The organism is Janthinobacterium tructae, assembly GCF_006517255.1.
Taxonomy (GTDB): Bacteria; Pseudomonadota; Gammaproteobacteria; order Burkholderiales; family Burkholderiaceae_D; genus Janthinobacterium; species Janthinobacterium tructae.
The window spans coordinates 5,705,670-5,729,754 of the sequence record NZ_CP041185.1 but is presented as its reverse complement, the minus strand read 5'-3'; the positions used below and the strand labels follow the sequence as shown (position 1 = coordinate 5,729,754).

The following is a 24,085-nucleotide window of genomic DNA, read 5'->3' as shown; positions in this document are numbered from 1 at the left end:
AAAATCAATTTTCTACGCATTGGTCTTATCCGGCCGCGCAGGAGAGAGCATCCCAGACGCAAAACATATTGCATCCTACATAAACAGCAAGGGAAAATTCATGACTCGTATTGTGCATTCGAAGGCAACTGCCGCGGCAAGTCCTTTCTCGGCCAAGCAGTGGACCGGCGCCGCCATCCTGGCCCTGTCCGCCGCCTGGACTCCCGCCGCCATGGCGGACGTGATCAACTTTGACAACATCGATAGCCAATTCGTCGGCCACGGTGACTCCCTGGAATTCGGCAAATTCCTGCTGACGGGCGCCTCGAATGCCGTCGGCGCCAGCTATGGCGACCTGGTCGGCGCTGTATTCGACGGCACGGACCCGGCCGCCTGCGGCATGGCGTGCCCGACCAACAATACGAGCAATTACTATGCATCGCTCAACGACGGCATCGTCTACCTCGATCCGCTGAAGACGGGCGGCAGCGTCAGCTTGCAAGGTTTCGACGCCAGCTTCATCGGCTACGCCCAGGGCGTCACCTATCCGGCGGTAGCGGGCCTGCTGCGCGTGCAAGGCTTCTATGCCAACGGTTCTTCCATCTATGAAACATATCAGCTGGGCGGCCCCATCGGCGGCAACTTCCAGTTCCAGCGCTACAACACCAGCGCCAGCTTCGGCAGCCAGCAATTCGCCTCGCTGGCCTTCTTCGGCTTCACTTGCAACACGGCCGGCAATTGCAACGCTTTCAGCACCAACAAGGGCCAGTTTGCGCTCGACAATATCGTCGCCTCGGTACCGGAGCCATCGACCTACGCGATGATGCTGCTGGGCCTGGCAGGCATCGGTTTCGCGGCGCGCCGCCGCAAGCAAGCCTGATCTTCCCTTTCGATTCCCGCTACCGTCACCAGGAAACCCTACATGACATTCCGCCCCACCTTGCGTCCCATTTCGCTCGCCGTGCTGAGCCTGTTTGCCAGCCTCAGCTTGCAGGCCCACGCCGACGACCTGCGCCGCCCCTACATCGTGCAGCTGACCGACAAACCCATCGCTTCCTACACCGGTTCGGTGGATGGCCTCGATGCCACCCAGCCTGCCGCCGGCAGCCGCCTCGACCTGGCAAGCACGCAAGTGCAGCTGTACGGCGACTACCTTGAACAGAAACAGGCCCGGGTACAAGCCCTCGTCGCCGCCGCACCCGTGCAATACCAGTACAAGATCGTCCTCAACGGTTTTTCCGCCCTGCTGACCGACGCCGAAGTGCGCCAGCTGCAAGCGAGCAGCGAAGTAGCCAACATCGCCCCCGACGAACCGCGCGCCCTGCAAACGAACTACACGCCCACCTTCCTGGGCCTGGATCAGCCGGGCGGCCTGTGGAGCCAGCTGGGCGGCAAGCAGCATGCGGGCGAAAACATCATCATCGGTATCGTCGATGGCGGCGTGTGGCCGGAAAACCTGTCGTATGCGGACAGGGTCGACGCCAACGGCGCCCCGACCTTCGACCCGAACGCCGCCCTGGCATACGGCGCCGCGCCGGCCGCCTGGAAAGGCAGCTGTCAGGCCGGCGAAGGCTTTACGCAAGACCACTGCAACAACAAGCTGCTCGGCGCGCAATACTTCAACGCCGTACGCCTGACCGAGACGGACAAGATCCAGCACTGGAGCGAATTCACCTCGCCGCGCGATTCCATCGGCGACCCGAATGGCGAAGGCGGCCACGGCACGCATACCTCGTCCACTGCGGGCGGCAATGCGGGCGTGCCCGTCACCGTGAACGGAACGCCGCTGGGCGCCATTTCCGGCGTGGCGCCGCGCGCCCGCCTGTCCGTCTACAAGGTGTGCTGGTCCTACAATCTGGCCACCCAGCCGACCGGCGCGAAGAACGGCTGCTACGGTGGCGACAGCGTGGCGGCGATCGAAAAAGCCGTGCAGGATGGCGTCCACGTGATCAACTACTCCATCAGCGGTGGCGGCACCGTCAACGATCCCGTCGAGCAAGCCTTCCTGCATGCGTCGAATGCCGGCGTCTTCGTTGCCGCTTCGGCCGGCAATGCGGGTCCTGCCAATACCGTGGCCCACGTCAGCCCATGGATCACCACGGTGGCCGCCTCGACGCACAACCGCGCCAACCAGGCTACCGTGACCTTGGGCAATGGTGCCAAGTACATGGGCGCCTCGCTCAACTACAACCCGCTGCCAGCCACCACCCTGATCCGCGCACAAGACGCGGGCTTGCCCGGCGCCGATGCGCAGAAACTGGCCCTGTGCTACCGCGCTGGCGACAACGGCGGCGTGGCCCTGCTGGATCCGGCCAAGGTTGCAGGCAAGGTCGTCAGCTGCCTGCGCGGCACCACGGCGCGCACCGACAAGGGCATCGCCGTGCTGGAAGCCGGTGGCGCAGGCATGGTGCTGGTCGACACGGGCATAGGCTTGGTATCCGACCCGCACGTGCTGCCCGCCGTGCATGTGAGCGCCGCCGACGGCGCGCTGATCAACGCTCAGGCACAAACGGGCGCGGCCACGGCCGCCATCTCGCGCTTCGTCACCAACGGCAACGGCCCCGCCGCACCCGTGGTGGCCGACTTCTCGTCGCGCGGCCCGAACCTGTACGACGCCAACCTGCTCAAGCCGGACGTCACCGCGCCTGGCGTGGACATCCTGGCCGGCGGCACACCCGCCCTGTCGCGCGCCCAGCGCGACGCCGTGCAAGATGGCAACCTGGTGCCGGCGCAAGCCTACATCTTCCTGCAAGGTACCTCGATGGCCAGCCCGCACGTGGCCGGCCTGGCCGCCCTGCTGCGCCAGCAGCATCCGGATTGGAGTCCGGCCGCCATCAAATCGGCCCTGATGACGACCGGCAGCACCACCTTGCCCGACGTTCAGGCAGGCGACGCGCGCGGCATCCTGCCATGGGGCCAGGGCGCCGGCCACGTGACGCCGAACAAGGCGACCGATCCCGGCCTCGTGTATGACGCCAGCCTGGCTGACTACAAGAAATACATGTGCGGCGTTGGCATGACGGCCGAATGCGCGGGCGGTACCATTGCCGGCTACAACCTGAACGTGCCGTCGATCACCATCGGTAACGTGCTGGGCACGCAAACGGTGACGCGCCGCGTCACCAATGTGGGCAGCAGCAGCGCCACCTACACGGCAAGCGCCTCGGTCAGCGGCTACAGCGTGGCAGTGGCGCCCGCCACCCTGGCGCTCGCGCCCGGCGAAACCAAGTCCTTCACCGTGACCCTGACGCGCACCACGGCGCCGGACAATGCCTGGCAGTATGGCGCCCTCGTGTGGAGCGACGGCGTGCACACGGTGCGCAGCCCCGTTACGGCACGCTCGGGCCGCGCGGTGCAATCGCCGGCATTGCTGCGGGCCGACAAGGTCAGCGGCTTGCGTTCGCTGACCCTGTCCACCGGCTTTGCCGGCAAGGTCGGCGCGGCGACGGGCGGCCTGAAGGAAGTGGCGCGCAGCGAGCAAACCATCAGCCAGGCAGCACAGGGCAGCGTCGACACGCTGGCGCAGATGGCTGCCGCGTGCAAGGCGGGCGGCAGCGGCGTGCGCGTCGTCAATGTCAGCATTCCCGCCAACACTGTCGTGGCGCGCTTCGAAATCTTCGACCGCGACACGACTGAAGGCACGGGCAACGACCTCGACCTGCTGCTGCTCAACAGCGCCGGCGCGACCGTCGCCACCTCGACCAACGGCGGCTCGAACGAGGCCATCACCGTCACCACCCCCGCGGCAGGCAGCTACAAGGTGTGCGCGATCGGCTATGAAGTGGCAAATGGCGTGTCGACAAGCTTCGGCCTGTCGTCGGCCGTCGTCACGACAGCCGACAAGGGCGGCAACCTGAAAGCCACCCTGCCCACCAAGGTGTATGTGGGCGGTAGCGCCACGGCTGGCGTCAGCTGGTCTGGACTGGAAACGGGCAAACGCTACCTGGGCGGTGTAGTATTCCTCGATGGCAACAACGCGGCAGCGTCCACCACCGTGCTGTCGGTGGAGACCAACAACCCGCTGCCGCTGGCCGTCCCCAGCCAGCGCAACGTGAGAGCGGACGCCAAGCTGTAACGGTATCGCTCCCGGCAGTACACGGCGCGCCCTGCGGGGCGCGTTTTTTTTGCGCGACGCGCGTACAATCGGCGCATGTCCACATTTCGCCTCAGCATTGCCATCCTGGCCGGCATGGCCAGCATCCATGCACTGCCTGCCGCGGCGCAGGCCGCTGCGGCGCGGCTGTCCTATCTGGTGCAGTTGCGCGCCCCGCCGCTGGCCTCACAAGCGGATGGCGTGCATGGGCTCGATACGCACAGCGACGCCGCGCGGCGCTACACGGCCCAGTTGGAAGCGCAGCAGCGCGCAGTGCTGGCGCTGGTACCCGATGCCCCCGTGCAATACCGCTACACGGTGACTTTCAACGGCTTTGCCGCCATGCTGACACCAGCCGAAGTGGCGCGCCTGAAAGCGAGCCCGGACGTGGCAAGGGTGTCGCCCGGCACCGTCGAACACATGCAAGATGGTGGCGGCAATGGCAAGGTGCAGACCAGGCCGCAGGACCAGCGCTAATGGCTGAGCAGTCGCAGCGCGACGCTGCGCGACACGGCTTGCATGCGGTTGCTCACCTGCAGTAATTTATAGATGCGCTGCAAATGGCTTTTCACGGTGGCGCCGCTAATGCCGAGAATTTGCCCGACCTCGTTATTGCTTTTCCCTTCGCGCACCCAATGCAGTACTTCCAGCTCGCGCGCACTGGCCGCGCGCATGCCAGCCGTGCCGGTCATGCGCGCACGCTGGCTGCCAGGCAACGCCAGCCAGTACAGGTGCAGATATGGCAGCAGCAATTCCAGCGCATACGCCTGGCGCAGCGCATCCGTCGCCCCCATCGCAAACAGGGCAAAAAAGCTGCCGCCGGCGTCGCCCACGCTGCCGTGCACCAGCACGCCGTCGATGACACCTGCCTTCTGGCCACCGGCACGCCAGGCCAGCGCAAGGTATGCCAGCTGCCCCTGACGCTCGCGCAGCTGCGCGTGATCGGGCGCGGCGCTATGCCAGGCTTCGCTGCGCAACACGGCACCGTCGGCGTCCAGTTGCGCGCACATTAATAAGTCGTGCGGCAACAGCATTTGCAGCGGCCCCTGGCTCCACAGAAAGAAATCGCCGGGCACGGCGATGCCATGCGCGCTGAGGATGGCGTGCAGCAGGTATTCCTGCTCCCGCCCCGTCAGCAGCATCATGCGCACACGGCGGTATCAAGCGCCAGATAGCGGTAGCCGCTGCCGCGCACGGTTTCGATACGGTGGCCGCAGCCGCCCGGCAGCAAAGCCTGGCGCAAGCGTCCCACATGGGCGTCGACCGTGCGTTCGTCGAGATAGGCGGCATGGCCCCACACCTGGTCCAGCAGTTGCGCGCGGCTATACACCCTGTCCGGATGATCCATGAGGAAATGCAGCAGCTTGAATTCCACGCGCCCCAGGCTGACGGGCACGTTACCGGCCGTCACACGCAGGGTGTGCGGGTCGAGCCTCAGCGCTGCAGTGCCTGCGCCTGCGCGCAAGGCCGATGGCGCGCGGCGGCGCAGCAGCGCGTGCACGCGGGCCAGCATTTCACGGGGGCCGACAGGTTTACACAGATAATCGTCGGCGCCGCTTTCCAGCGCCAGTACCTTATCCTGTTCGCTGTCGCGCGCGCTGAGCATGATGATGGGCAAGTCGCACAGTACGCCGTCCTGGCGCACCTGGCGCAGCAGCGCGATACCGGACGCGTCCGGCAATTCCCATTCCAGCAGCAGCACCTCGGGCGGATCGGCTGCCAGCAGCGCCAGCGCACCGCGCGCATCCAGGGCGCAGCTGACCCGGTAGCCGGCGCCAGCGAGGTTATGCACCAGCAGCGCCTGCATGGCGGGCGCAGGGTCCAGCACCAGAATATGGCCAGGCATCGATGCATCTCCCGAAAAAAGTTGGCAGCAGTCATGAAAATACTAGACTGCCCGACAAGTTTTTTACTATGCATCAAGCGTAAAACGCTGACCAATACAATTTAGTTTCCTGATTTATAGCTATTACGACTAAATAGATGAAACACAGCGGCCCGCAGGCGCGCTGTGTTCAGTCTGGAAAGACTAGGTGCGGGTGACAGGCTGGCGACGGCGCAGGGCAAATCCGATCAGTGCCAGGCCGCCCGTGAGCATCATCCATTCAGACGCTTCCGGCACGGCCGATATGGACGCGATGCTCGCATACGTGCTGCCGGCGATGCTGGCGGGCAAACCGCCGTTGAGCGGCGTCAGTTCGAATTGCAGCACACTGCCATTCGCGTTGCCGAGGTAAGCTATGCCGGTGTAGTCGAGCAAGCCCACGCCAAACGTTGTGCCCGCGCTGCCGGCCGTGTTCAGAAAGTCGCCGCCAAAGACGATATTGAAACCGAACTTGCCGCCCAGGGTCACGTTGTGAAACCAGTCGTTATACGCTCCGCTATTGCCGAAGGTCAAGGTACCGGGCAGGCTGCCGCTGACGCTGCCTTCCTGCGATTCGAGCGCGCCGAAAGCGCCCGAGAAGTTGCTCAAGATGGCACTGGCGCCCGGCGCGGGGCTGTTGCCGGCGATAAAGGAAAAGTCGAGGAAGCCGGCGCCGGAAAACTGGCTGGTGTCGATTTCCACGTGGTAACTGAGCGGGTCAGCCAGCGCCAGACTGGAGCTGCCAGCAAGCAAGGCGGCCAGCACCGCGTGGCGCAAGGTACGGTTGAGTGTCGTTGCAAACATGGTGATGTCCTTAGAAGTTGCCGGCGTAGATGCTGGCTGAGTAATTGATCGTCACTTTCGACGGATTGCTGAAACTGACGGCAAACGAAGCCGTCGCACCCGGCGCCAGGCTGGCCGCGTTGACGCTGACGAAAGCCGCGCCCGCATGGCTGCCAGTGGCGTTGGCCAGGGTCACGCCGGCAGGCAAGCCGCCGAACACCACCTGGAACGGGCCGTTCAAGGTGCTGGTACCCGTGTTGGTGAACGAGAACGTCCCCGTGTATTTTTGCGTGGCGCGGTTGACCGTCAGGCCCGAGCTGGCTTGCCTCACGGCGGCCGTGATGTCGCGGTAGGCCGGCTGCAAGTCCAGGCTGACGACGACGGGGTCGTGGTCCGAGGCGCGGTACGGCAAGGCGCTGTACAAGTCTTGCGGCTTGGCGGCATCGATGTTGTAGTCGATCACTTCCGGCTCGTCGGCATTGACATGCCATTCGGCCACGCCGGCCACTTGCGGGCTCAGCGCGGCACTGGCCAGCGCATGGTCGAGGTAGCCGCTCTGGCCGCCAAACACATATGAATACGGCATGCCGGACGGACGCACGAAGCGTTCGAGTTCATTCACGAAGCCGGCGCCCGTGATGACCTGGATCGGGTCTTCCGCGCCATACGAATTGAGGTCGCCGATGACCAGCACGTCCGCGTCGCCGGCAGCGGCTGCCACTTGCGGCACGAAACTGCCCACCAGCCGCTGCGCCTGCTGCACGCGCGTGGCGTTCCAGCAACTCTGGCTATCGTTGTTGTCCGCGTCCGGCCCGCCCGAAGGGCAGCTGCCCTTCGATTTCAAGTGGTTGACGATCAGCGAGAATTTCTCGCCATTGCCGGCGCGGAAGGTTTGCGCCATCGGCGGACGGTTGTTGATGGCATTGGCATCCGACAAAGCGCCGCCCACCAGGCCTAGCTTGGCCGGCTTGTAAATCATCGCCACGCGGATGGCATCCGTGCCGGTCGCGGCCGGTTTCGGCACCACGGCGTAGCTCATGCCGCCGATGGCCGCATTCAGTTGCTCGACCAGGTAGGTGACGGCCGTCTCGCCATTGTTCTGGATTTCCATCAAGCCCACCACGTCGGCATCGATGGCTTTGAGTTCGGCGACAATCTTGTCGCGCTGGCGCACGAATTCAGCCAGGTTGTCGGCACCGCGGCAATTGCTCTTGCTTGTCGACGTGCCCAGAGTACAGCCCTGTCCCGTCTGGCCAAAGACGTTGCTGCCATTCGTAAAGGTCGTGAAGAAATTGAGCACATTGGCGCTGGCCACCTTGACGTTACCAGCAGGCAATTCCGGGCTGGCCGCACGCGGGTTGTCGCGCGAAAACTGCGGCGCTTGCGTCGGCTGCAGTTTGTACGCGGCGCCGCCACCGCCGATGGCACCAAAGTCGACCACGCCCGTCAGATCGGCCACCGTATCGCCGCTGCGCACGGTGTTGTCCTGGCCGATGTAAGGAATGGTGGGTGGCGTCACGAAAATGCCATCATCGAGCACGATCAGGTTGTTCGCATTGGCCGCGATCAAGGCTTGCGCTTCGTTTGATCCGGCTGGGTAGCGGTTGGTCGGCACTTCGCGCCGTCCGGCCGACAGGGTCAATTCGCCGCGCGCGCCCAGGTAGGCGTTCTGCGACACGGTCAACGGCTGCGTGAAGCGCACCAGCATGCCTTCCACAGCAGCCAAGTTATCGTTTGGCAAAGTCACATTCGTCGGCACGATGCTGTGGCCGGCGCTTTGCGTGAGGATGGCAGTCACATCCTTCAATTCCGTGTAGGAATTTTTCGCACCCGTGGGCGTGTATTCAAACACCGTGCCCGTCACACGCACCAGCTCGCCCGGCTGCACCGTCGTCACGGTATTGCCCGTGTAGACGAAGATGCCGTCCGACGTCGATGGATCGCCATCGCCGGCCGCATCCTGGATGAAGAAGCCGGTGCCCACTTTCAGTGTCACCACGCCTTCGCTTGTCTGCACGGAATTGGCGTACGGGCTGGCCGCGCCGCTGCCCTGGATTTGCGGAATCGTGTGGCTGATGGCGGCCAGGCCCTGCACGGCCACGTCCACCTTGCACGAGGCTGTCTGCTGCTGGTCGTTGCTGAAACTGACGATGACGGGGTAATTGCCCACCGGCACGCCGGCGGCCACCAGCAGGCTCACGCTGGCGCTGTCGCCAGCCACGCCGGCAGCGCTGAAACTGGCCAGGCTGATGCCGGCCACGGCGGGCGAACTCAAGATGGCGGCATTCACGATGCCATCGACGTCGGAGGCGCGCAGCACGGCGTTACCGCCATTGCCCACGGCCAAGGCCAGGCTGGCGGGGCAGCTGGTGATGATCTTGTGCACCACGGGGCCGCCACAAACATTCAGCGGCGAGGCCGTATTGCGCGGCGTCACGCTGCCGCTGGCAAAGTCGGCGCCGTTGTCGTCCGTGTCAACACAGCCGCCATTCGCGCGCAAGATAGCCACGCTATTCGACGGCGCGGGCGCGACGCTGCCCTCAAAACCGTTGGCCGTGCCGAAGCCGACCAGGTCGACGACGGCCGCGCCCGTAGGAGCCGCTCCCACTTGTGCCGTCTTGCTATTGCTCAGCAATACTTTACCCGTCGTGCCTGACATGGTCAGGGTGCCCGTGGCGTCCGGCGTGGGCAAGTCCTGCGTGCCGCCTGTGCCTTTGGCTTGCTGCACCAACAAATACTGGCCAGCCTGCAGATCGATGGCCGGCAAGGCCGTCACGGCCCAGCTCGTTCCACCGGCCGCGCCGTATTGCACGCTCCAGTTGCTCAGGTTAACGGGGCTGCTGCCACGATTGAAAATCTCAATGAAATCGTTGCGGTACAGCGCGCCGTTGTTGCCGCCACCGCCATATACCTGGCTGATGACGATATCGGAAGCGGCCAGGGCCACGGTTGGCAGGGACAGGCTGGCCAGCACGGCGGCCATGACGGTCAGGCGCAGCGGCGTGCGCAAGGGGGAAAACGAGGTGTGCATGAGGATCCCGGTCGGTGAATAAATGACGCCGGCCCCACATGATCGGCCGGCGCACCACGATTAACAAAAGTATTTCAGACTTGTTATTTGCATATTAAATGCCCGGGATGACGACTTGATGACATTTGATTAAGCCGAATGGAGTAAATGCGCACGCTTGGCGCGCAAACAACAGTGGATTTATACGTATCTTTTCAGCAACGAAAAAGTAATCAATACAATTTTGGCGGGCAATGGCAGCGGAAATGTGATATATTTCATGCAAATAAGTTTTTCTCCTGACAAGCAATTAATGTTGCCGGGAAAGCCAGTAAAGTAGATATCGCCAGGGCAGGCCCCACTCACGCCTCGCTCTTGAAAAGCTAGTTCATTCATGCTCATGACATTTGCATGTCTGACGCCGGCGCTAATCGCCTCCCGTATGCCAGTGCAGATATGCATGCGTTGGGAGACTCGACCAAGAGATCAGCCATGTTAAAACGTGTAACCCCATTCCATCCCCGCACCCTTGTACTCAGCGTGACTTTGATGCTGTGCAGCGGCTTGCTGCATGCACAAAACCATGAACCGCAGGACGATAGCAAGTGTCAAGCCACCAGCAACGACAATCTGGCAGGCAAGAATGCCGACATGAATGGCGCGTATAATGCGTGCCGCCTGGTAAATGGAAAGATCGGCTACGCCAGCCGTCCGAACACGGGCAACAGCGAAAACCCGGCCTTCGAGAAAGACAATTCGACCCCCAGCCTGCGCAAACCACAATTTGACAATAGCAATCACCAGCTGAGCAATCCGTATGGCGAGAGCAATGCGACCGCCAGCAGCGGCAGCGGCCGGCGGCTGCAGAGCCACGACACGCCGAGATTCGGGGCACGTGATTTTATTGCCCAACAAGAAGATGAAAACCTGTTGCCTGAAGCGGGTGGCTATCGCGGAGGCCGACCTGCCGCCAGGACTCCCCCCGAATATGCCTCGCTGGTGCGCAGCACGCCCGAAGCCGGCCTCGATAGCGGCTTTTCAGAGAGTGGTGCGGGGGGCGGCGGCGCGGGGGGCGGCCTCGATAGTGGAGGCAGCGGCGCCATCCCGAACATCCCGACGATTCCTGCCGTTCCAGAACCAGCAAACTACGCCATGGTCATTGCAGGGCTCGCACTGATGGGGCTAGCGGCACGCCGGAAACGCGCAAAAAAGACGCATTAAGACATTACAAGCGCCAGGCAAGGACGGTTTGCGAGAGCCGCCTTGGCCACCGCCCTTATGCCTCCATCATTTCCCCTATCCTTCTCATCGCCGGAACGCTGCATACGGGGCTGCCAGCGGATCACCGATGAACAATCCCTGCGCCGGCCACGCCACACTCCCCCAGTACGCCTCCAGCGCCGTCATGCCCGTCAGGTAGCGACGTAGCAGCACTGTCGAATTGGGAAACTTTTGCCAGTAATTACAGGGCTCGCTGACAGTACCATAGCTGGCCGTGGCCCCTGCCTCCAGCCAGCGCTGGCTGCTCATTTGCGCGGTCCCCTGCAGATCGCCACCGAACGAAGTCAGGTGATCTGCGAGGGCGCCAGGCAGGAAGCGCAAGGTGTCGAGCTTTGCGACCTTCGCCATGCCCGTCTGGTACACCATGATGTCCTGGGCACCATCGAGCACATCGACCTTCAGGTTCTTAACCGTCAGCTTGCGCTGGCGCACGATCCCGGCAGGCGGAAAAAAGGCGGCACGACTGTTGCGCGCATTTTCGCTGGTGGTCAGATAATACGCGCTGGCGGCGGGCACAGAAAAACCGCTGACCGTCCCGCGATCCACCACGGCCTTGGCCTCTTCCACAAAATCGATGGGCAGCAGCATGGACAGGCGCATGCCCATCTGCGTGAATGGTTGCGGCACATTGCTGTTGAAATAGCTGCTGGGCTTGCCCGCATCGCACGTCTTCGCGCATTGCCCCGCATCATAGCCCATGGTATAGGCGGAAGTGATGGAGTTGCATTCGACAGCATACGGCGCACTCCACACCATCAGCACGGCCTGGATATGGGGCTTCAATTGCGCATCGATACGTTCTTTCAACTGCGCGAACTGATCCACGCTGAGCTTGCGCGGGCGATTCGGGATACTCACGTGCACCACGTTTGCAGAAGGAATGCCATGCGCCTGGCGGTAATATTCTCCCACCGCGATGCTGTTCGGCTCGGCGTCATTGACCACGACAGCCAATTGCTGCGCATTCAATCCTGGCGGCATGGATGGCGCGTCGGCACGTGCGATGCCGGCGGCCAGCGCCAGCGAAAAGAAGAGAGATTTATGCAAGGTCAATATCGCCGTTGAGGAAGATCGAAGCAGCCATGCCGCTGCCACCCACTGTGCGTGACAATTATAGCCCCACATCGGCCGGCGACAAAAAAACGGAGGCCGAAGCCTCCGTTTCATGTCCAGGATTTTCTATCTTCAGGCTGACAGCTTGCGGCGGCGCGCAAGGAAGCCAAGCAAACCCAGGCCTGCCAACATCATGCCGTAGGTTTCCGGTTCCGGCACCGGCGTCACGGCCAGGATGCCGCTGTAGCTGCCGCCCGTTGGCGAGGCCACATAGCCGTCAATTTGCAGGAAATAGTTACCAGCAGCTAAAGGCGCGGAGCCGGACTCCAGTGACCACGCCTGGTCTTGCGCGGTGAACTTGATCAGATCAATCGCGCCATGAAACAGAATGCCGTTGGCATTACCCAGACTGAAACCGGTCAATGTCAGGCCGGAGTTGGCGCTCGGCTTGAGCGACGTTGCCAGTGCGCTCAGGTCGTTCAGGCCCGTCACACTGAACATGAATTTGTCGCTGAAAAAGTTATTGCCTACACCAGCCAACTGGCCTGGCGCCAGCGAAAACGAGCCCAGCAGCTCACTGCTGGAATAATCGAGCAAGTCTTGCGTCAGATCCACCGTGGCGTGGCTGATGTCAACCGGCGCCGCATGGGCTGCCAGGCTGCTGCCGGCAAACATGGCGGCCACGAACAGGGATTTCAGGAATTTTTTCATACTTTTCACCAAGATGACTGCAACCGGCTCAAGCCAGCTGCGGGATGGAAACACAAACGAGGATGCCAATCAACCAGGCAGGACTCAAGCCGCCTTCTGGCGACGGCGTGCCATGAAGCCCAGCAGGCCCAGGCCCGCCAGCAACATCGCATACGTACCTGGCTCAGGCACGGCCGACACCAGGCTGCCGTTCGCACTGAAAGCCGCGCCCGTGTTTGACACCACGTTGCCACTGACTTTCAAGTAATAGGAACCGACAGCCAGATTGGCATACGACAGGGTCCATTTGTCATCGATGCCTGTCAGCAACTGATCGCCGCCCAGCACCAAGGTATTGCCGACGCTGCTGTACAAACCGAAACCCGTCAGGTTCAGACCATTCGCCGCGCTGCTGCTGCGCGAGTTCAGTACCACGCTCAGGTCGCTGGTCTTGCTCACATTAAATGCGAACAGGTCATTGAAAAAATTGCTTTTTTGATTGTTTTTAAACTTGTCGCCAAAGGTCAGCGAACCGCCTGCGGCCAGACTCACTGCGCCAGGCGTGGAACTGATGTCGACGGGCGCGGCCATGACTGCCTGCGAGAACAAAGCTGAACCGGCAAAGGCCAGCGCAGCCAGCACCGAATACGTATTTTTCTTCATGCGATTCCACTGAGCGTAAATGCGGACGCGCCAGCGCGTCCGCATGAGTTATTTGATCAAACCAGACAGAATCATAGCATAAAGCAATTTTTTATGTTAACTATTATTTAATGAGAAGTTACTTTATAGCATCATTCTTAAAGCCAATAGTTTCACGGTGCGGATATCGTAAAAAACGCACATCAGGCGCGCTGGTAGACATCCTCCAGGCGCACGATATCGTCCTCGCCCAGATAACTACCCGACTGTACTTCGATCAGGTGCAAAGGCAGCTTGCCCGGGTTTTCCAGCCGGTGCGTCATGCCGATCGGGATGTACGTCGATTCGTTCTCCGTCAGCAAGGTCACCTTCTCGCCGCAGGTGACGCTCGCAGTGCCGCTGACCACCACCCAGTGCTCGGCCCGGTGGTGGTGCATCTGCAGCGACAACTTGCCACCCGGATTGACGGTGATGCGCTTGACCTGGAAGCGCTCGCCGATATCGATGCCTTCGTAGCTGCCCCACGGACGGTACACCTTGCGATGCTGCACGTGTTCGCTGCGCCCCGCCTGCTTCAAGTGATCGACCACCTGTTTTACGCGCTGCACCTGGTCCTTGTGCGCGATCAATACCGCATCGTCCGTTTCCACGACGATCAAGTCCTGCACCCCCAGCACGGCCACCATGCGCCGCTCGGCGCGCACCAGGCAATTGCTCACGCCATCGAGATACACATCGCCGCGCACCACGTTGCCGTTGGCATCACCCTGCTGCACTTCCCACAGGGCCGACCAGGAACCGACATCGCTCCAGCCGATGGCGGCCGGCAGCACCACTGCATGCGCCGTATGCTCCATGACGGCATAGTCGATCGAATCGGACGGGCAGGCGGCGAAGGCCTTCTCTTCCAGGCGGCAGAAATCGAGGTCGCGGTAGCCGTCGCGCACGGCCGTTTCGCAGGCGGTGAGCATGGCGGGCTGGAATTGCCCCAGTTCGCCCAGATAGCGTTCGGCGCGGAACATGAACATGCCGCTGTTCCAGAAATAATTACCGGCAGCCAGAAACGACTGCGCCGTGGCCAGGTCCGGTTTTTCCACGAAACGCTCGACCTTGCAGCCCATGCTCCCCGGACTCACAGGCGCGCCGCTGCGGATGTAGCCATAGCCCGTTTCCGGCACCGTCGGCACGATGCCGAAGGTGGCGAGGGCGCCATCGGCCGCCAGCAGCGCCGCCTCGGCGATGGCCTGGTGAAACGCAGCCACGTCGGTGATGACATGGTCGGCCGGCAAGACCAGCATCAGCGCCTGCGGGTCGATGGCCAGCAGATATTGCGCAGCCACGGCCACGGCCGGCGCCGTATTACGCCCCACCGGTTCAAGCAAAATGCCCAGCGGCGGCAAGCCGATCTCGCGCAACTGCTCGGCCACCATGAAACGGTGCTCATTGCCGCACACCACCAGCGGCGACATAACGTCGAAACCGGCCAGTCCGCTATCGCCGGCACGGCGGTTGGGCAGGCTGGTCACGCGCAGCGCCGTCTCCTGCAACATGGTCTTGTCCGTTACCAGCGGCAACAGTTGCTTGGGCAACACGGCGCGCGACAGCGGCCATAAACGGGTGCCCGAACCGCCGGACAGGATGACTGGGTAAATTTTCATGGTTTCACTTCGCAAACAGTTTATAAGGCAGCGTACAGGGCCGGCGGCGTTTCCGCGCGGCGCCGGCTGCGCCGGTCGCGCGCGTTACCCCAGGCATCGGTGGCATACTCGGAGGCGTGGCGCATCTGGCCGGCACGGTCGACACTATAATCCTTGAAAACGATCATTTCATCGAGCAGCACGTCCGGCAGCACGCGCGTGTACTCGAACAGCACGCTGCGCACCACTTCCGCGCCGCTACACACATGGCTGCCGTGGCCTATCCAGGTGGGACCAATGATGGTCGCGCCCGCTTCGATACGGCAGCCTGAGCCGATGTAGACGGGGCCTTCGATACGCGTGCCGCCGCTCCAATCAATGCTGGTATTCAGGCCAGCCCATACGCCATCGGCAATCTGGGTGCCCGGCACCTGCAACTGGGCAACTTCTCCCATCAGCAGGCTTTGCAGCACTTCCCAGTAATCCTTAACGCTGCCGATGTCAATCCAGTTGTACTGGCGCTTTTGCGCATAGAACGGCAAGCCCTTTTCCACCAGCAAGGGAAACAGTTCCGAACCGATATCGAAGGGACGGTCGCAGGGTATCAGGTCCAGCACTTCCGGCTCGAAAATGTAGATGCCGGTGCTGACGCAATTGGACAACGCGTCGGCCTGCGCGGGTTTTTCCTGGAAGGCACGGATGCGCCCATCATCGTCGCTGACCACCACGCCATAGCTCGACACCTTGTCCCATGGCACTTCCAGGGTGATGACGGATGCCAGCGCACCCTTGCTGCGATGCTCGCGCAGGGCAGCCTCCAGGTCGAGGTCGATCAAAGCGTCGCCGCACAGCACGATCGTGGTGTCGTCAAAAAAGCCACCAAATTCCTGGATCTTCTTCATCCCCCCAGCCGAGCCCAGCGGTTGCGGCACGACCTCGCCCGCATCGTTCGTATAGCCTTCGAAGGAATAGCCGATCTGCACGCCGAACTGGTGGCCCTCGCCAAAATATTCCTCGATCTTTTCATGCAGATAGCTGACGTTGACCATGATATCGGTCACGCCATGCTGCGCCAGGTGTTCCACCAGGTAAGCCATCACGGGCTTGCCCAGGATAGGAATCATCGGCTTGGGCAAATCATAGGTCAGGGGCCGCACGCGCGTGCCCTTGCCTGCCGCTAATATCATTGCTTTCATCGTCGCGTATGCTCCATCAGGATTGGGGATGGCTGGCCAGGCGACGCCTGTCAGCGGCCGTCCTTGCTCAAGGTCACGGGAGTAGCGGGCGCGGTGGCGGGAAACAGGCGCGCATACGCGGCCAGCAGCTTGGGCGCTTCATACTCCCACTCCAACTCGTTGATCACGCGATGGCGACCAAACGCGCCCATCTGCTCGCGGCGGGCCGGGTCGTCCAGCAATTCGACGATCTTGCGCGCCATGTCGATGGGGTCGTTCTTCAAGGCATACAGCGATGCCTGCTGTGCGGAAACCTTGCCCTCAACCAGGTCGAACTGCACGATCGGCTTGCCAAGGGCCATGTATTCCATGATCTTGTTCATGGTCGACTTGTCGTTCATGTCGTTGGCCACGTCCGGGTTCACGCACACGTCCGAGGTGTTGAGCATTTCCAGCAATTGCTGGTCCGGCACGCGTCCGGTAAAAGTCACGTAGTCGGCGATGCCCATGTCCTGCGCCATCTGCTTCATCTGTTCGAGCGAGGTGCCACCGCCCACCAGGCCAAAGTGCACGTCCTCGCGCTTCAGGGTCTGCACGATGTATTGCGCCGCCTGCAGCAGCAGGTCGATGCCTTCCTGCGCACCCATCACGCCCACGTAACCGACCAGGTAAGTGCGGCCTTTCTTGAGTTCTGGTACGGGTGGCAGCACGCGCAGCCGGTCAAGCTTGGGACCGCTGCGCACCACGTAGACATCCTCGGACTTCATGCCGCCCCGCTCGATGGCGATCTTCTTGTACGACTCGTTGGTGGCGATCGACACGTCGGCGCTCTGGAACGACCAGCGTTCGAACAGCACCATCAGTTTGTAGAAGAAGTCGCGCCGGCCAAACTTGGCTTCGTACAGCTCCGGATTGATGTCATGGTGGTCGAACAGGAAACGCTTGCCCATCGTCAACTTGAAGAAGCCGCCGATGAGGAACAGCAAATCGGGCGGATTGCAAGCATGAATCACGTCGAAGCCGCGCGCGAAGTGCACTTTCCACGCCAGGCGGAAAGTGTGGAACAGCGCCAGTGTATATTCCACCAGATATCCCTTGGCACCTTCCGCTTCCAGCGGCAGGTGGTAGCGGTAGATATGGATGCCGTCAATGGCTTCGTAGCGCGACTCGTAACCTTTGCCCGTAGGACAGATGATCGACACTTCATAGCCATTCGCATGCAGTGTGGTCGCTTCCTGCCACACGCGCCGATCGAACGGCGAAGGCAGGTTTTCCACCAGGATCAGCACGCGCCGCGGCGGCCCTGCCATGGTCTTACCAGCAGATGCCGTCATATTGCTCTCCACTTTGTTCCTTGCTGATACGCACCAGGTCGACGATGTGCTGGTGCGGCTTCAGGCTGTCTGGCACGGTCTTGAATTCGGCCGCGCCATTGCCGATGACGATGGTGTCGGCGAAGTCGAGCACATCCTGCATGTTGCTTACCATCAGCTTGGAAATGTGCGGAATGTGGTTCAGGATGTAATCCTGGTTGGCGCCCGTCAAGGCAGCCAGGTTGACGTTCTTGTCGTACAGCTTCAGTTCGTAGCCCTTGCCCAGCAGGTACTCGATGACATCGACCAGCGGCGACTCGCGTAAGTCATCCGTACCGGCCTTGAACGAGAAGCCCAGGATGCCCACCTTGCGCGCACCCTTGTCGACGATCATCTTGATGCCTTTTTCCACTTGCCGCTGGTTCGACGGCAGGATGGAGTTCAGCAAGGGCAAATCGAGGTCCAGGCTGCGCGCCTTGTAGGTCAGCGCGCGCACGTCTTTCGGCAGGCAGGAGCCACCGAAGGCAAAGCCCGGCTTCATGTAGTACGGCGACAAATTCAGCTTGGTGTCCTGGCAGAAGATTTCCATCACCTTGTGGCCATCGATGCCGACGGCCTTGCAAATGTTGCCGATTTCGTTCGCGAACGCCACTTTGACGGCATGCCAGGTATTGTCCGTGTACTTGACCATCTCGGCCGTTTCCACGTCCGTGCGCACCAGCGGCGCATCCATCTTTTCATACAGCTGCACCAGCAGCGCGCCTGCCTTTTCGTCGGACTCGCCGATGACCGTCTTCGGCGGATGGTAGTAATCGTAGACAGCGGTGCCTTCGCGCAGGAATTCCGGATTGTTGCACACGCCGAAATCGACGCCAGCCACCTTGCCCGAGGCCGCTTCCAGAGTCGGAATGACGAGCGAGCGCATGGAACCGGGCAGCATGGTCGAGCGTGCCACGACGACGTGGAAAGTATCCTTTTCACGGATGGCCGCGCCGATTTCCTGGCATACTTTGCGCACGTGGCTCAGATCCAGATTGCCATTGAGCTGCGACGGCGTGCCTACGCAGATGAGCGACATGTCCGAGCCGAAGACGGCGTCGCGCACATCCGCCGTGGCGCGCAAGTGGCCGCTCTTCACGGTGGCGGCGATCATCTCGCCGATGTCTTTTTCAATGATGGGCGTGGTGCCCTGGTTGATCAGGTCGACCTTGGTCTTGTTCGGATCGACGCCGATGACTTCGTGTCCATCCGTTGCCAGGCAACCTGCCGACACGGCACCCACATAACCCAAACCAAATATGCTAATTTTCATGTTTTCCTCGTATTTTCTGACAGATCAGGATTAGCCAAACTCAAGCGTAACTCGGTGCGCAAGGCGGTCGTGCCTTGTACCTGCGCGCGCCAGACCAGGGTCGGCGCGGCTTGTTTTTCATCAAACCGATGCGATATCCATCCCAGCGGCGGGTTGTCGCTGCCGTACACTAGTTGCAGGGAGGCATCTGACAACGATGGCAAATGCATTTCCAGCAAGAAGGCATCGCCCGCCACGCGCAGCACCTGGCCATCCAATTGCACGCGGCAGCGGGGATCGAAGTGCCAGAACAGCTCCACTTCATGCGCGCCTTCGCATTCGATCACGTCATCGACCACGATCAGCGCAGCGCCATGTGCCACGCGCACGTCGCGCCGGTGCAGCACGGCATCTTTCAAGCCCAGATAACCGTCATGGCTGGCGCTCCAGAATTGCCCATCCGCATCATCGCGCCACGCCAGGCACTCTGCCCTGGCCTTGCGCAGCCACAGGAAGTTGCCGCCCGACTCGGACTGGTCGCGGCCATCGATGCGCACGGTGTTGTGCGCGCTGGTGCCGCGGAAATAATCGCGCCACTGCTTTTGCGTGTGGTAGGCATAGGTGCCCGGATCGACCAGCACCATCTGGCCCGCCACAGATAAGGTCAGCGCCAGCGCATCGGCGTGGCCGTGCGCGGCAATGCCCAGGTAGCCCAGCGGGCCGGCGTCGGCGGTCAGGCGCACTTCGCCGGGCGTGCCGAAGCCGGCGCCCATCACGTAATAGCCTCCATCAGGGAAAGCGCGTGGCAAGGTATCGGGCGCAGCGTCCGGCAAGGCGTCAAACGCCTCTCTCCCCGCCGCGCACAGCAGCCATGCACTTTTCTCGTCGAAGGCGCGCACCTTGGCCTTGAAGTCGGCGCGGCCGAACAGGGCAGCGCCGCTGGCCAGCAGCGAGGTGTATGGATTGGCGCCAGGCGCCTTGTCCCAGTGCGCCAGCAGCGCGTCGTCGGCGTCGCCGATCATCGGCATCTCGCCCGCCACGTTGGTCATGGCGGCGATAAATTCCAGCATGGCTTCCAGGCGCTGTAAAAAAGCGGCCGAGCGGGGCCGGCCGTTGGCCCGGCCAGCCAGCACGCACAGCAGCATCTCGTCGGCCACCGTATGCTGATAATAAATGGCTTGCTCAAGGTTCACACCATCCGCGCCGTTCTGTTGCAGCGCCTGCGCTTCCAGCTCGCGTTCCGTCTGTGCCAGCCAGCCAGCACTTTCCGGCCAGCACGGCCATGTGAGCGCGGCAATATGCAAGCCTGTCAATTCTCCAAACAGGTGGTTGTTGGCCGACGAGTGGCGCGAAAAATGGCCGGCGATGAAGTGGCAATGCTGGTAGATGCTGTCGAGCCAACGCTGCAGGAAGGCCTGCCCTTGCGCGCCCTCAAACAGGGGGCTGTTGATGCCACCGAGCAAGTGCCACGCATGCGACCAGCTGACCAAGCGCAAGGCCAGTTCCAGCGCGCTGCTCCAGTTCGGTCCCAGCGGATACGGACACTGCTGCCACCACGATTCCAGCAAGGCTTGCGCGCCATGCGCATGGCGCAGGTCGCCGCCCAAGCGGTATGCCATCGAGAGGTCAGCCACGGCCAGGTGGCGGTTCGGTTCCCACAGGCATTTGATATCGCCCACCACCGCTTCATCGCGGTAATTGAGCGTCTTTCCAAAGCCCAGCGGCACCACGGTACCCGTCTTCGGATCGCGGTTCCATTGGGGCGGGAAACCCAGATCCGCATCGCGCAGGGCGAACACGTCGAAGCGGCCGGCCAGGATGCGTTCGGCCGCCGCCAGGTGCGGCGCAGGATCAATGGGCAAGCCCAGCCATGGCGCGCCGAATCGCTGGCGCGCGGCGGGCGGCGGCACCAGCGCCAGGCCATAACCGCGCGCCTGCAACCGTTGCTGGACGGCATCGCGCACGCGGTGCACCACCTCGGGCGCCCCCATGGCGCGCAAGCGGTTCAGTTTCCAGGACAGATTGCTCAGCATGGACATCTCACAGATACTGGCGATGCCAGATTTCCAGGGTAAGCAAGCTCCACAGCAGCTTTTCGTGGTTTTGCCGCCCCGCCACATGCTCGGCCAGCACTTGCTGCAGGGCTGCCGCATGGTAATAGTGGCGCGTGCGCGAATCGGTGCCCGTCAAGTGTTCGTACAGATAATCCTTCATGGGACCGCGGAACCATTCGTTGACGGGCACGCGAAAGCCCACCTTCGGCCGTTCCAGAATGGCTTGCGGCAGCAGCTGCTTCATGGCTTCGCGCAATATCCACTTGGTGGTGCGGCCGCGCACACGATACTCGTCCGGCAGGCTCGACACGTACGCCGCCAGTTCGTGGTCCATGAAAGGCATACGCGCTTCCAGCGAGGCGGCCATGGTCATGCGGTCGCCCCGCTCCAGCAGATTGTCCGGCAGCCAGCTGAGCTGATCGAAGCACAGGATGCGGCGCAAGGCGCTATTGCCCGCGCTGCCGCAGCCCAGCGAAGGATCGCGCTGGCGCACCGGCGCCGGCATGGCCACCAGGCGCGCGCGTTCCTGGTCGGACATCATGCCGAACCAGCGCGGCATGCGCTCGTCGAACGCTTCGAGGCCCAGGTTCACGATCGCGGTCTTGGCGCGGCGGAAACGGTACGGCAAGGCACCGATGGCCGGCTCGATCAAGCTGCGGCGCAGCAGGCCCGGCAGCATCTGATAATTGCCCGCATAGCGCTCGTACACGTGCTTGGGGTAGCCACCGAGGATTTCATCGGATCCTTCGCCCGTCAAGACCATTTTCACCGTCTTGCGCGATTCTTTCGCCAGCAGGTAGATGGGAATGTCGGATGGCTCGGCCACGGGGGCATCGCGGAAACGCACGAGGTCGGGCAGGAGCGCGATGACCTGGTCGACGGACACTTCCAACTCATGGTGTTCGGTGGAAAATTGCCGGGCGATATCGGCCGCATACGCCAGTTCGCTGAAGCCGCCCTCCTTGAAGCCAACTGAGAAGGTCTTGACAGGTAATTCCGTATGGCGCGACATCAGCGCCACCACGGCAGACGAATCAATGCCGCCGGACAGGAAAGCGCCGAAAGGCACGTCGGAAATCATGCGGATGCGCACAGATTCATCGAGCTTGTCGAGGAAGGTGGCGACGGGGTCGGCAGGCAACGGGGCCGCAACGCGCGGCCGGCTGTCGGCGGGCGTGAAATACACCTGTTCGCGCAGTACACCGTTTTCCCATGTCAGGGTAGAGCCAGGTGCCAGTTTTCGAATTCCCTGGAACAGGGTCGCCGGACCCGGTACATAGCGGTAGGCAAAATAATCCCAGATGGCCGCCTCGTCAGCCTCCGCGGCGACACCAGGAACGGCCAGCAAGGCCTTGATTTCCGAGGCAAACAACAAGCCGCCAGCGTGCTCGCACAGGAACAGCGGTTTCTTGCCAAACGGATCACGCGCGATAAACAGGCGGTCGTGGCGTGCATCCCAGATGGCGAAGGCAAACATGCCGCGGAAATGCCGCACGCACTCCTCGCCCCACTGCACATACGCGTGCACGATGGTTTCCGTATCGGATGCGGTTTTGAAAATATGCCCCAAGGCAATTAGCTCTTCGCGCAACGACTGGAAATTGTAGATTTCGCCGTTAAAAATCACTTGCACCGAGCCATCGGCATTGCCCAACGGCTGGTGACCGGTGGCCAGATCGATGATCGACAGGCGCCGGTGCACAAGACCGACGCGATACCTCTCATCGCTACTGACTACGTCGAGTATGCCCGTATCGTCGGGACCACGATGGGCAATCGCCTGACCCATCAGGGCTAATTGCGCAAGCGTATCGAGATTGGGTGAGGGAACAACAAAACCGGCAATACCACACATGAATGACTATCCTTCTACGCAATGAAAATTCACGGCGCTTAGCGCACATCCGGGACGTTTGCACCGGCCTTTTCCTGCCCATCGGAGAGCGACCGATACGCGTCGCGGAAGTCTGCTGCCAGCCGAGCCAACGAGTAATGATCTTCTATCCTGCTACGGCTCGCTTGCCCCATATCGCGCAACAGTTCACGGTCCGCGTCCAGACGCAGGATCGCGTCCGCCAATGCCTGGGGATTGCGCGGCGGCACGAACAAACCATGCACGCCATCCTGCATAACGTCCGGTATGGCGGCGACCGGGCAAATCAATGCCGGCGTACGCGCAGCCATTGCTTCCAGCAAGGCATACGGCAATCCTTCGTTATGATACGTGGGGAATCCAAACACATCGGCACTCAGCCACGCCTGATTCTTGTCTGCTCCAAATACCGGCCCAAGGAAAACCACGGCATCTTGCAACTGAAGTTGCTCTACGCGTTGACGCAGCGCCGCATCGGCTGGTCCACCTCCGGCAATAGTGAGCGTGGCCTGATTCCCGCCCTGGCGCACCAGTGCCAACGCTTCGAGCAGATCAAAAATTCCCTTAGCCTCAGCCAGCCTGCCGACATAAACCAGCGCCAATGGCCTGTGGTGCACGACATATTTCACCAGCGGATCAGGAATGATATCAATCGCATTTGGGATCACCCGCAATGCCAGCTTGGCATCGAAGCGCCGATATTCCTGCAATTCCACCTGCGCCAGCAAGACGACCTCATCGACCATCCGCAGCACTTGCGCAAGCAGGCTTTTCAGCAACCGATTGCGGAAAAACACCTGTGGCAAGGCCCCGCCATGAACTTGGTATAACACCCGTTTCCCCAGCAACTTTGCCATGACAACATAGACAATATCACGCCAATAACTTTTAGGTTCCATGGACGTGTTGACATGCACAATCTGTGGACGGTGCCGCAGCAAGGCGCCCATAAATTGCACAGGACTCCAGCTAAAACGCAACAGCTTGCGCAGCATTGACTCAGCACGCCCCTCGCTGCCCACCTGAAAATGAACAAGACAGAACTCCTGAGCCAGCGAAGAGCGGAACAGTTGATTGAGATGAGTTGTAACGCCGCTCACAGCCGTCAACGCAGGCCCCAGCACGAGAATAGTAATCATATTTATATTATATGTTATATTTTTGCAATTTGGCTCATCGCACAATACTTTTCCATGACAAATATATCGCAAGAAAAATGATAAGAAATATTTATTTCATACTGGCAATTAAACGGCTGCCCATGTTTCCATGGGGCAAATAAAAACTGTGGGCTACCCAAAAAAAAGCCGCGTCACCAAGACGCGGCCATGAATATCTAAAGCACCG

General features: G+C 61.6%; 19 protein-coding genes. 4 read left to right on the top strand and 15 right to left on the bottom strand.

The features are described 5' to 3' along the window. The first annotated feature begins 100 nt into the window (after nt 1–100). The 3 genes from FJQ89_RS25195 (at nt 101) to FJQ89_RS25185 (ending at nt 4,549) form a co-directional block, all read left to right on the top strand. Nucleotides 101–859: an NF038120 family PEP-CTERM protein gene (locus FJQ89_RS25195; RefSeq protein WP_141172169.1), complete on the top strand. Its 759-nt coding sequence runs from the start codon at nt 101–103 to the stop codon at nt 857–859. A gap of 42 nt (nt 860–901) precedes the next feature. Beyond that, nucleotides 902–4,054 carry a S8 family peptidase gene (locus tag FJQ89_RS25190; protein ID WP_141172168.1) on the top strand — a complete coding sequence of 1,051 codons (3,153 nt, stop codon included), beginning with the start codon at nt 902–904 and terminating at the stop codon, nt 4,052–4,054. Nucleotides 4,055–4,129: 75 nt separating this feature from the next. Beyond that, entirely contained in the window at nt 4,130–4,549 is a 420-nt protein-coding gene (locus FJQ89_RS25185) for a protease inhibitor I9 family protein (RefSeq protein ID WP_141172167.1), read from the top strand. On the opposite strand, the gene FJQ89_RS25180 is transcribed toward FJQ89_RS25185, so the two are convergent. The 5 genes from FJQ89_RS25180 to FJQ89_RS25160 form a co-directional block, all read right to left on the bottom strand. Beyond that, entirely contained in the window at nt 4,546–5,217 is a 672-nt protein-coding gene (locus FJQ89_RS25180) for a LuxR C-terminal-related transcriptional regulator (RefSeq protein WP_141172166.1), read from the bottom strand. The genes FJQ89_RS25185 and FJQ89_RS25180 overlap by 4 nt on opposite strands. Further along, nucleotides 5,214–5,918, bottom strand: coding sequence for a winged helix-turn-helix domain-containing protein (locus tag FJQ89_RS25175; RefSeq protein WP_141172165.1), 705 nt, complete (start codon nt 5,916–5,918; stop codon nt 5,214–5,216). Before FJQ89_RS25175 ends, FJQ89_RS25180 begins: the two co-directional genes overlap by 4 nt. Before the next feature lie 183 nt (nt 5,919–6,101). Next, the gene (locus tag FJQ89_RS25170) at nt 6,102–6,740 is read right to left on the bottom strand and encodes an NF038129 family PEP-CTERM protein (protein WP_141172164.1); all 639 of its coding nucleotides are present in this window, start codon (nt 6,738–6,740) and stop codon (nt 6,102–6,104) included. A gap of 10 nt (nt 6,741–6,750) precedes the next feature. After that, the gene (locus tag FJQ89_RS25165; RefSeq protein WP_141172163.1) at nt 6,751–9,750 is read right to left on the bottom strand and encodes an ExeM/NucH family extracellular endonuclease; all 3,000 of its coding nucleotides are present in this window, start codon (nt 9,748–9,750) and stop codon (nt 6,751–6,753) included. A 180-nt stretch (nt 9,751–9,930) separates the two neighbouring features. Beyond that, nucleotides 9,931–10,131 (bottom strand): hypothetical protein, encoded by a 201-nt coding sequence (locus FJQ89_RS25160; RefSeq protein WP_141172162.1) that lies wholly within the window; start codon nt 10,129–10,131, stop codon nt 9,931–9,933. Nucleotides 10,132–10,221: 90 nt separating this feature from the next. Between FJQ89_RS25160 and FJQ89_RS25155 the strand changes: the two genes are divergently transcribed. Continuing rightward, a complete protein-coding gene (locus FJQ89_RS25155) occupies nt 10,222–10,950 on the top strand; it encodes a PEP-CTERM sorting domain-containing protein (RefSeq protein WP_243136260.1) in 729 nt (242 codons plus the stop codon). 84 nt (nt 10,951–11,034) lie between these two features. Here FJQ89_RS25155 and FJQ89_RS25150 read toward each other — a convergent pair whose 3' ends face one another. The 10 genes from FJQ89_RS25150 to FJQ89_RS25105 form a co-directional block, all read right to left on the bottom strand. After that, nucleotides 11,035–12,057, bottom strand: a complete 1,023-nt coding sequence (locus tag FJQ89_RS25150; protein WP_341474470.1) for a TIGR03790 family protein — start codon at nt 12,055–12,057, stop codon at nt 11,035–11,037. A 138-nt stretch (nt 12,058–12,195) separates the two neighbouring features. Then, nucleotides 12,196–12,774, bottom strand: a complete 579-nt coding sequence (locus tag FJQ89_RS25145; RefSeq protein WP_141172160.1) for an FxDxF family PEP-CTERM protein — start codon at nt 12,772–12,774, stop codon at nt 12,196–12,198. 84 nt (nt 12,775–12,858) lie between these two features. Next, nucleotides 12,859–13,416: an FxDxF family PEP-CTERM protein gene (locus FJQ89_RS25140; RefSeq protein WP_141172159.1), complete on the bottom strand. Its 558-nt coding sequence runs from the start codon at nt 13,414–13,416 to the stop codon at nt 12,859–12,861. 182 nt (nt 13,417–13,598) lie between these two features. Then, a complete protein-coding gene (locus tag FJQ89_RS25135; protein ID WP_141172158.1) occupies nt 13,599–15,053 on the bottom strand; it encodes a mannose-1-phosphate guanylyltransferase/mannose-6-phosphate isomerase in 1,455 nt (484 codons plus the stop codon). Between the two features lie 20 nt (nt 15,054–15,073). Next, complete coding sequence (locus tag FJQ89_RS25130) at nt 15,074–16,228, bottom strand: nucleotidyltransferase family protein (RefSeq protein ID WP_141172157.1); 1,155 nt, start codon at nt 16,226–16,228, stop codon at nt 15,074–15,076. Nucleotides 16,229–16,278: 50 nt separating this feature from the next. After that, nucleotides 16,279–17,541 (bottom strand): glycosyltransferase family 4 protein, encoded by a 1,263-nt coding sequence (locus FJQ89_RS25125; protein WP_205704530.1) that lies wholly within the window; start codon nt 17,539–17,541, stop codon nt 16,279–16,281. Continuing rightward, nucleotides 17,522–18,832, bottom strand: a complete 1,311-nt coding sequence (locus FJQ89_RS25120) for a nucleotide sugar dehydrogenase (protein WP_141172156.1) — start codon at nt 18,830–18,832, stop codon at nt 17,522–17,524. The genes FJQ89_RS25125 and FJQ89_RS25120 overlap by 20 nt, the downstream gene beginning before the upstream one ends. Continuing rightward, on the bottom strand, nt 18,829–20,844 hold the full coding sequence (locus FJQ89_RS25115) for a heparinase II/III family protein (RefSeq protein WP_243136258.1): 2,016 nt from the start codon (nt 20,842–20,844) through the stop codon (nt 18,829–18,831). Before FJQ89_RS25115 ends, FJQ89_RS25120 begins: the two co-directional genes overlap by 4 nt. Before the next feature lie 7 nt (nt 20,845–20,851). Continuing rightward, the gene (gene asnB / locus FJQ89_RS25110; RefSeq protein ID WP_141172155.1) at nt 20,852–22,720 is read right to left on the bottom strand and encodes an asparagine synthase (glutamine-hydrolyzing); all 1,869 of its coding nucleotides are present in this window, start codon (nt 22,718–22,720) and stop codon (nt 20,852–20,854) included. Between the two features lie 38 nt (nt 22,721–22,758). Further along, nucleotides 22,759–23,877 carry a glycosyltransferase gene (locus FJQ89_RS25105; RefSeq protein WP_141172154.1) on the bottom strand — a complete coding sequence of 373 codons (1,119 nt, stop codon included), beginning with the start codon at nt 23,875–23,877 and terminating at the stop codon, nt 22,759–22,761. Between the last annotated feature and the right edge of the window lie 208 nt (nt 23,878–24,085).

Coding starts and splice junctions, on each gene's coding strand:
- FJQ89_RS25195 (WP_141172169.1), top strand. CDS start 101: ATGACTCGTATTGTGCATTCGAAGGCAACTGCCGCGGCAAGTCCTTTC.
- FJQ89_RS25190 (WP_141172168.1), top strand. CDS start 902: ATGACATTCCGCCCCACCTTGCGTCCCATTTCGCTCGCCGTGCTGAGC.
- FJQ89_RS25185 (WP_141172167.1), top strand. CDS start 4,130: ATGTCCACATTTCGCCTCAGCATTGCCATCCTGGCCGGCATGGCCAGC.
- FJQ89_RS25180 (WP_141172166.1), bottom strand. CDS start 5,217: ATGATGCTGCTGACGGGGCGGGAGCAGGAATACCTGCTGCACGCCATC.
- FJQ89_RS25175 (WP_141172165.1), bottom strand. CDS start 5,918: ATGCCTGGCCATATTCTGGTGCTGGACCCTGCGCCCGCCATGCAGGCG.
- FJQ89_RS25170 (WP_141172164.1), bottom strand. CDS start 6,740: ATGTTTGCAACGACACTCAACCGTACCTTGCGCCACGCGGTGCTGGCC.
- FJQ89_RS25165 (WP_141172163.1), bottom strand. CDS start 9,750: ATGCACACCTCGTTTTCCCCCTTGCGCACGCCGCTGCGCCTGACCGTC.
- FJQ89_RS25160 (WP_141172162.1), bottom strand. CDS start 10,131: ATGAGCATGAATGAACTAGCTTTTCAAGAGCGAGGCGTGAGTGGGGCC.
- FJQ89_RS25155 (WP_243136260.1), top strand. CDS start 10,222: ATGTTAAAACGTGTAACCCCATTCCATCCCCGCACCCTTGTACTCAGC.
- FJQ89_RS25145 (WP_141172160.1), bottom strand. CDS start 12,774: ATGAAAAAATTCCTGAAATCCCTGTTCGTGGCCGCCATGTTTGCCGGC.
- FJQ89_RS25140 (WP_141172159.1), bottom strand. CDS start 13,416: ATGAAGAAAAATACGTATTCGGTGCTGGCTGCGCTGGCCTTTGCCGGT.
- FJQ89_RS25135 (WP_141172158.1), bottom strand. CDS start 15,053: ATGAAAATTTACCCAGTCATCCTGTCCGGCGGTTCGGGCACCCGTTTA.
- FJQ89_RS25130 (WP_141172157.1), bottom strand. CDS start 16,228: ATGAAAGCAATGATATTAGCGGCAGGCAAGGGCACGCGCGTGCGGCCC.
- FJQ89_RS25125 (WP_205704530.1), bottom strand. CDS start 17,541: ATGACGGCATCTGCTGGTAAGACCATGGCAGGGCCGCCGCGGCGCGTG.
- FJQ89_RS25120 (WP_141172156.1), bottom strand. CDS start 18,832: ATGAAAATTAGCATATTTGGTTTGGGTTATGTGGGTGCCGTGTCGGCA.
- FJQ89_RS25115 (WP_243136258.1), bottom strand. CDS start 20,844: ATGCTGAGCAATCTGTCCTGGAAACTGAACCGCTTGCGCGCCATGGGG.
- asnB (WP_141172155.1), bottom strand. CDS start 22,720: ATGTGTGGTATTGCCGGTTTTGTTGTTCCCTCACCCAATCTCGATACG.
- FJQ89_RS25105 (WP_141172154.1), bottom strand. CDS start 23,877: ATGATTACTATTCTCGTGCTGGGGCCTGCGTTGACGGCTGTGAGCGGC.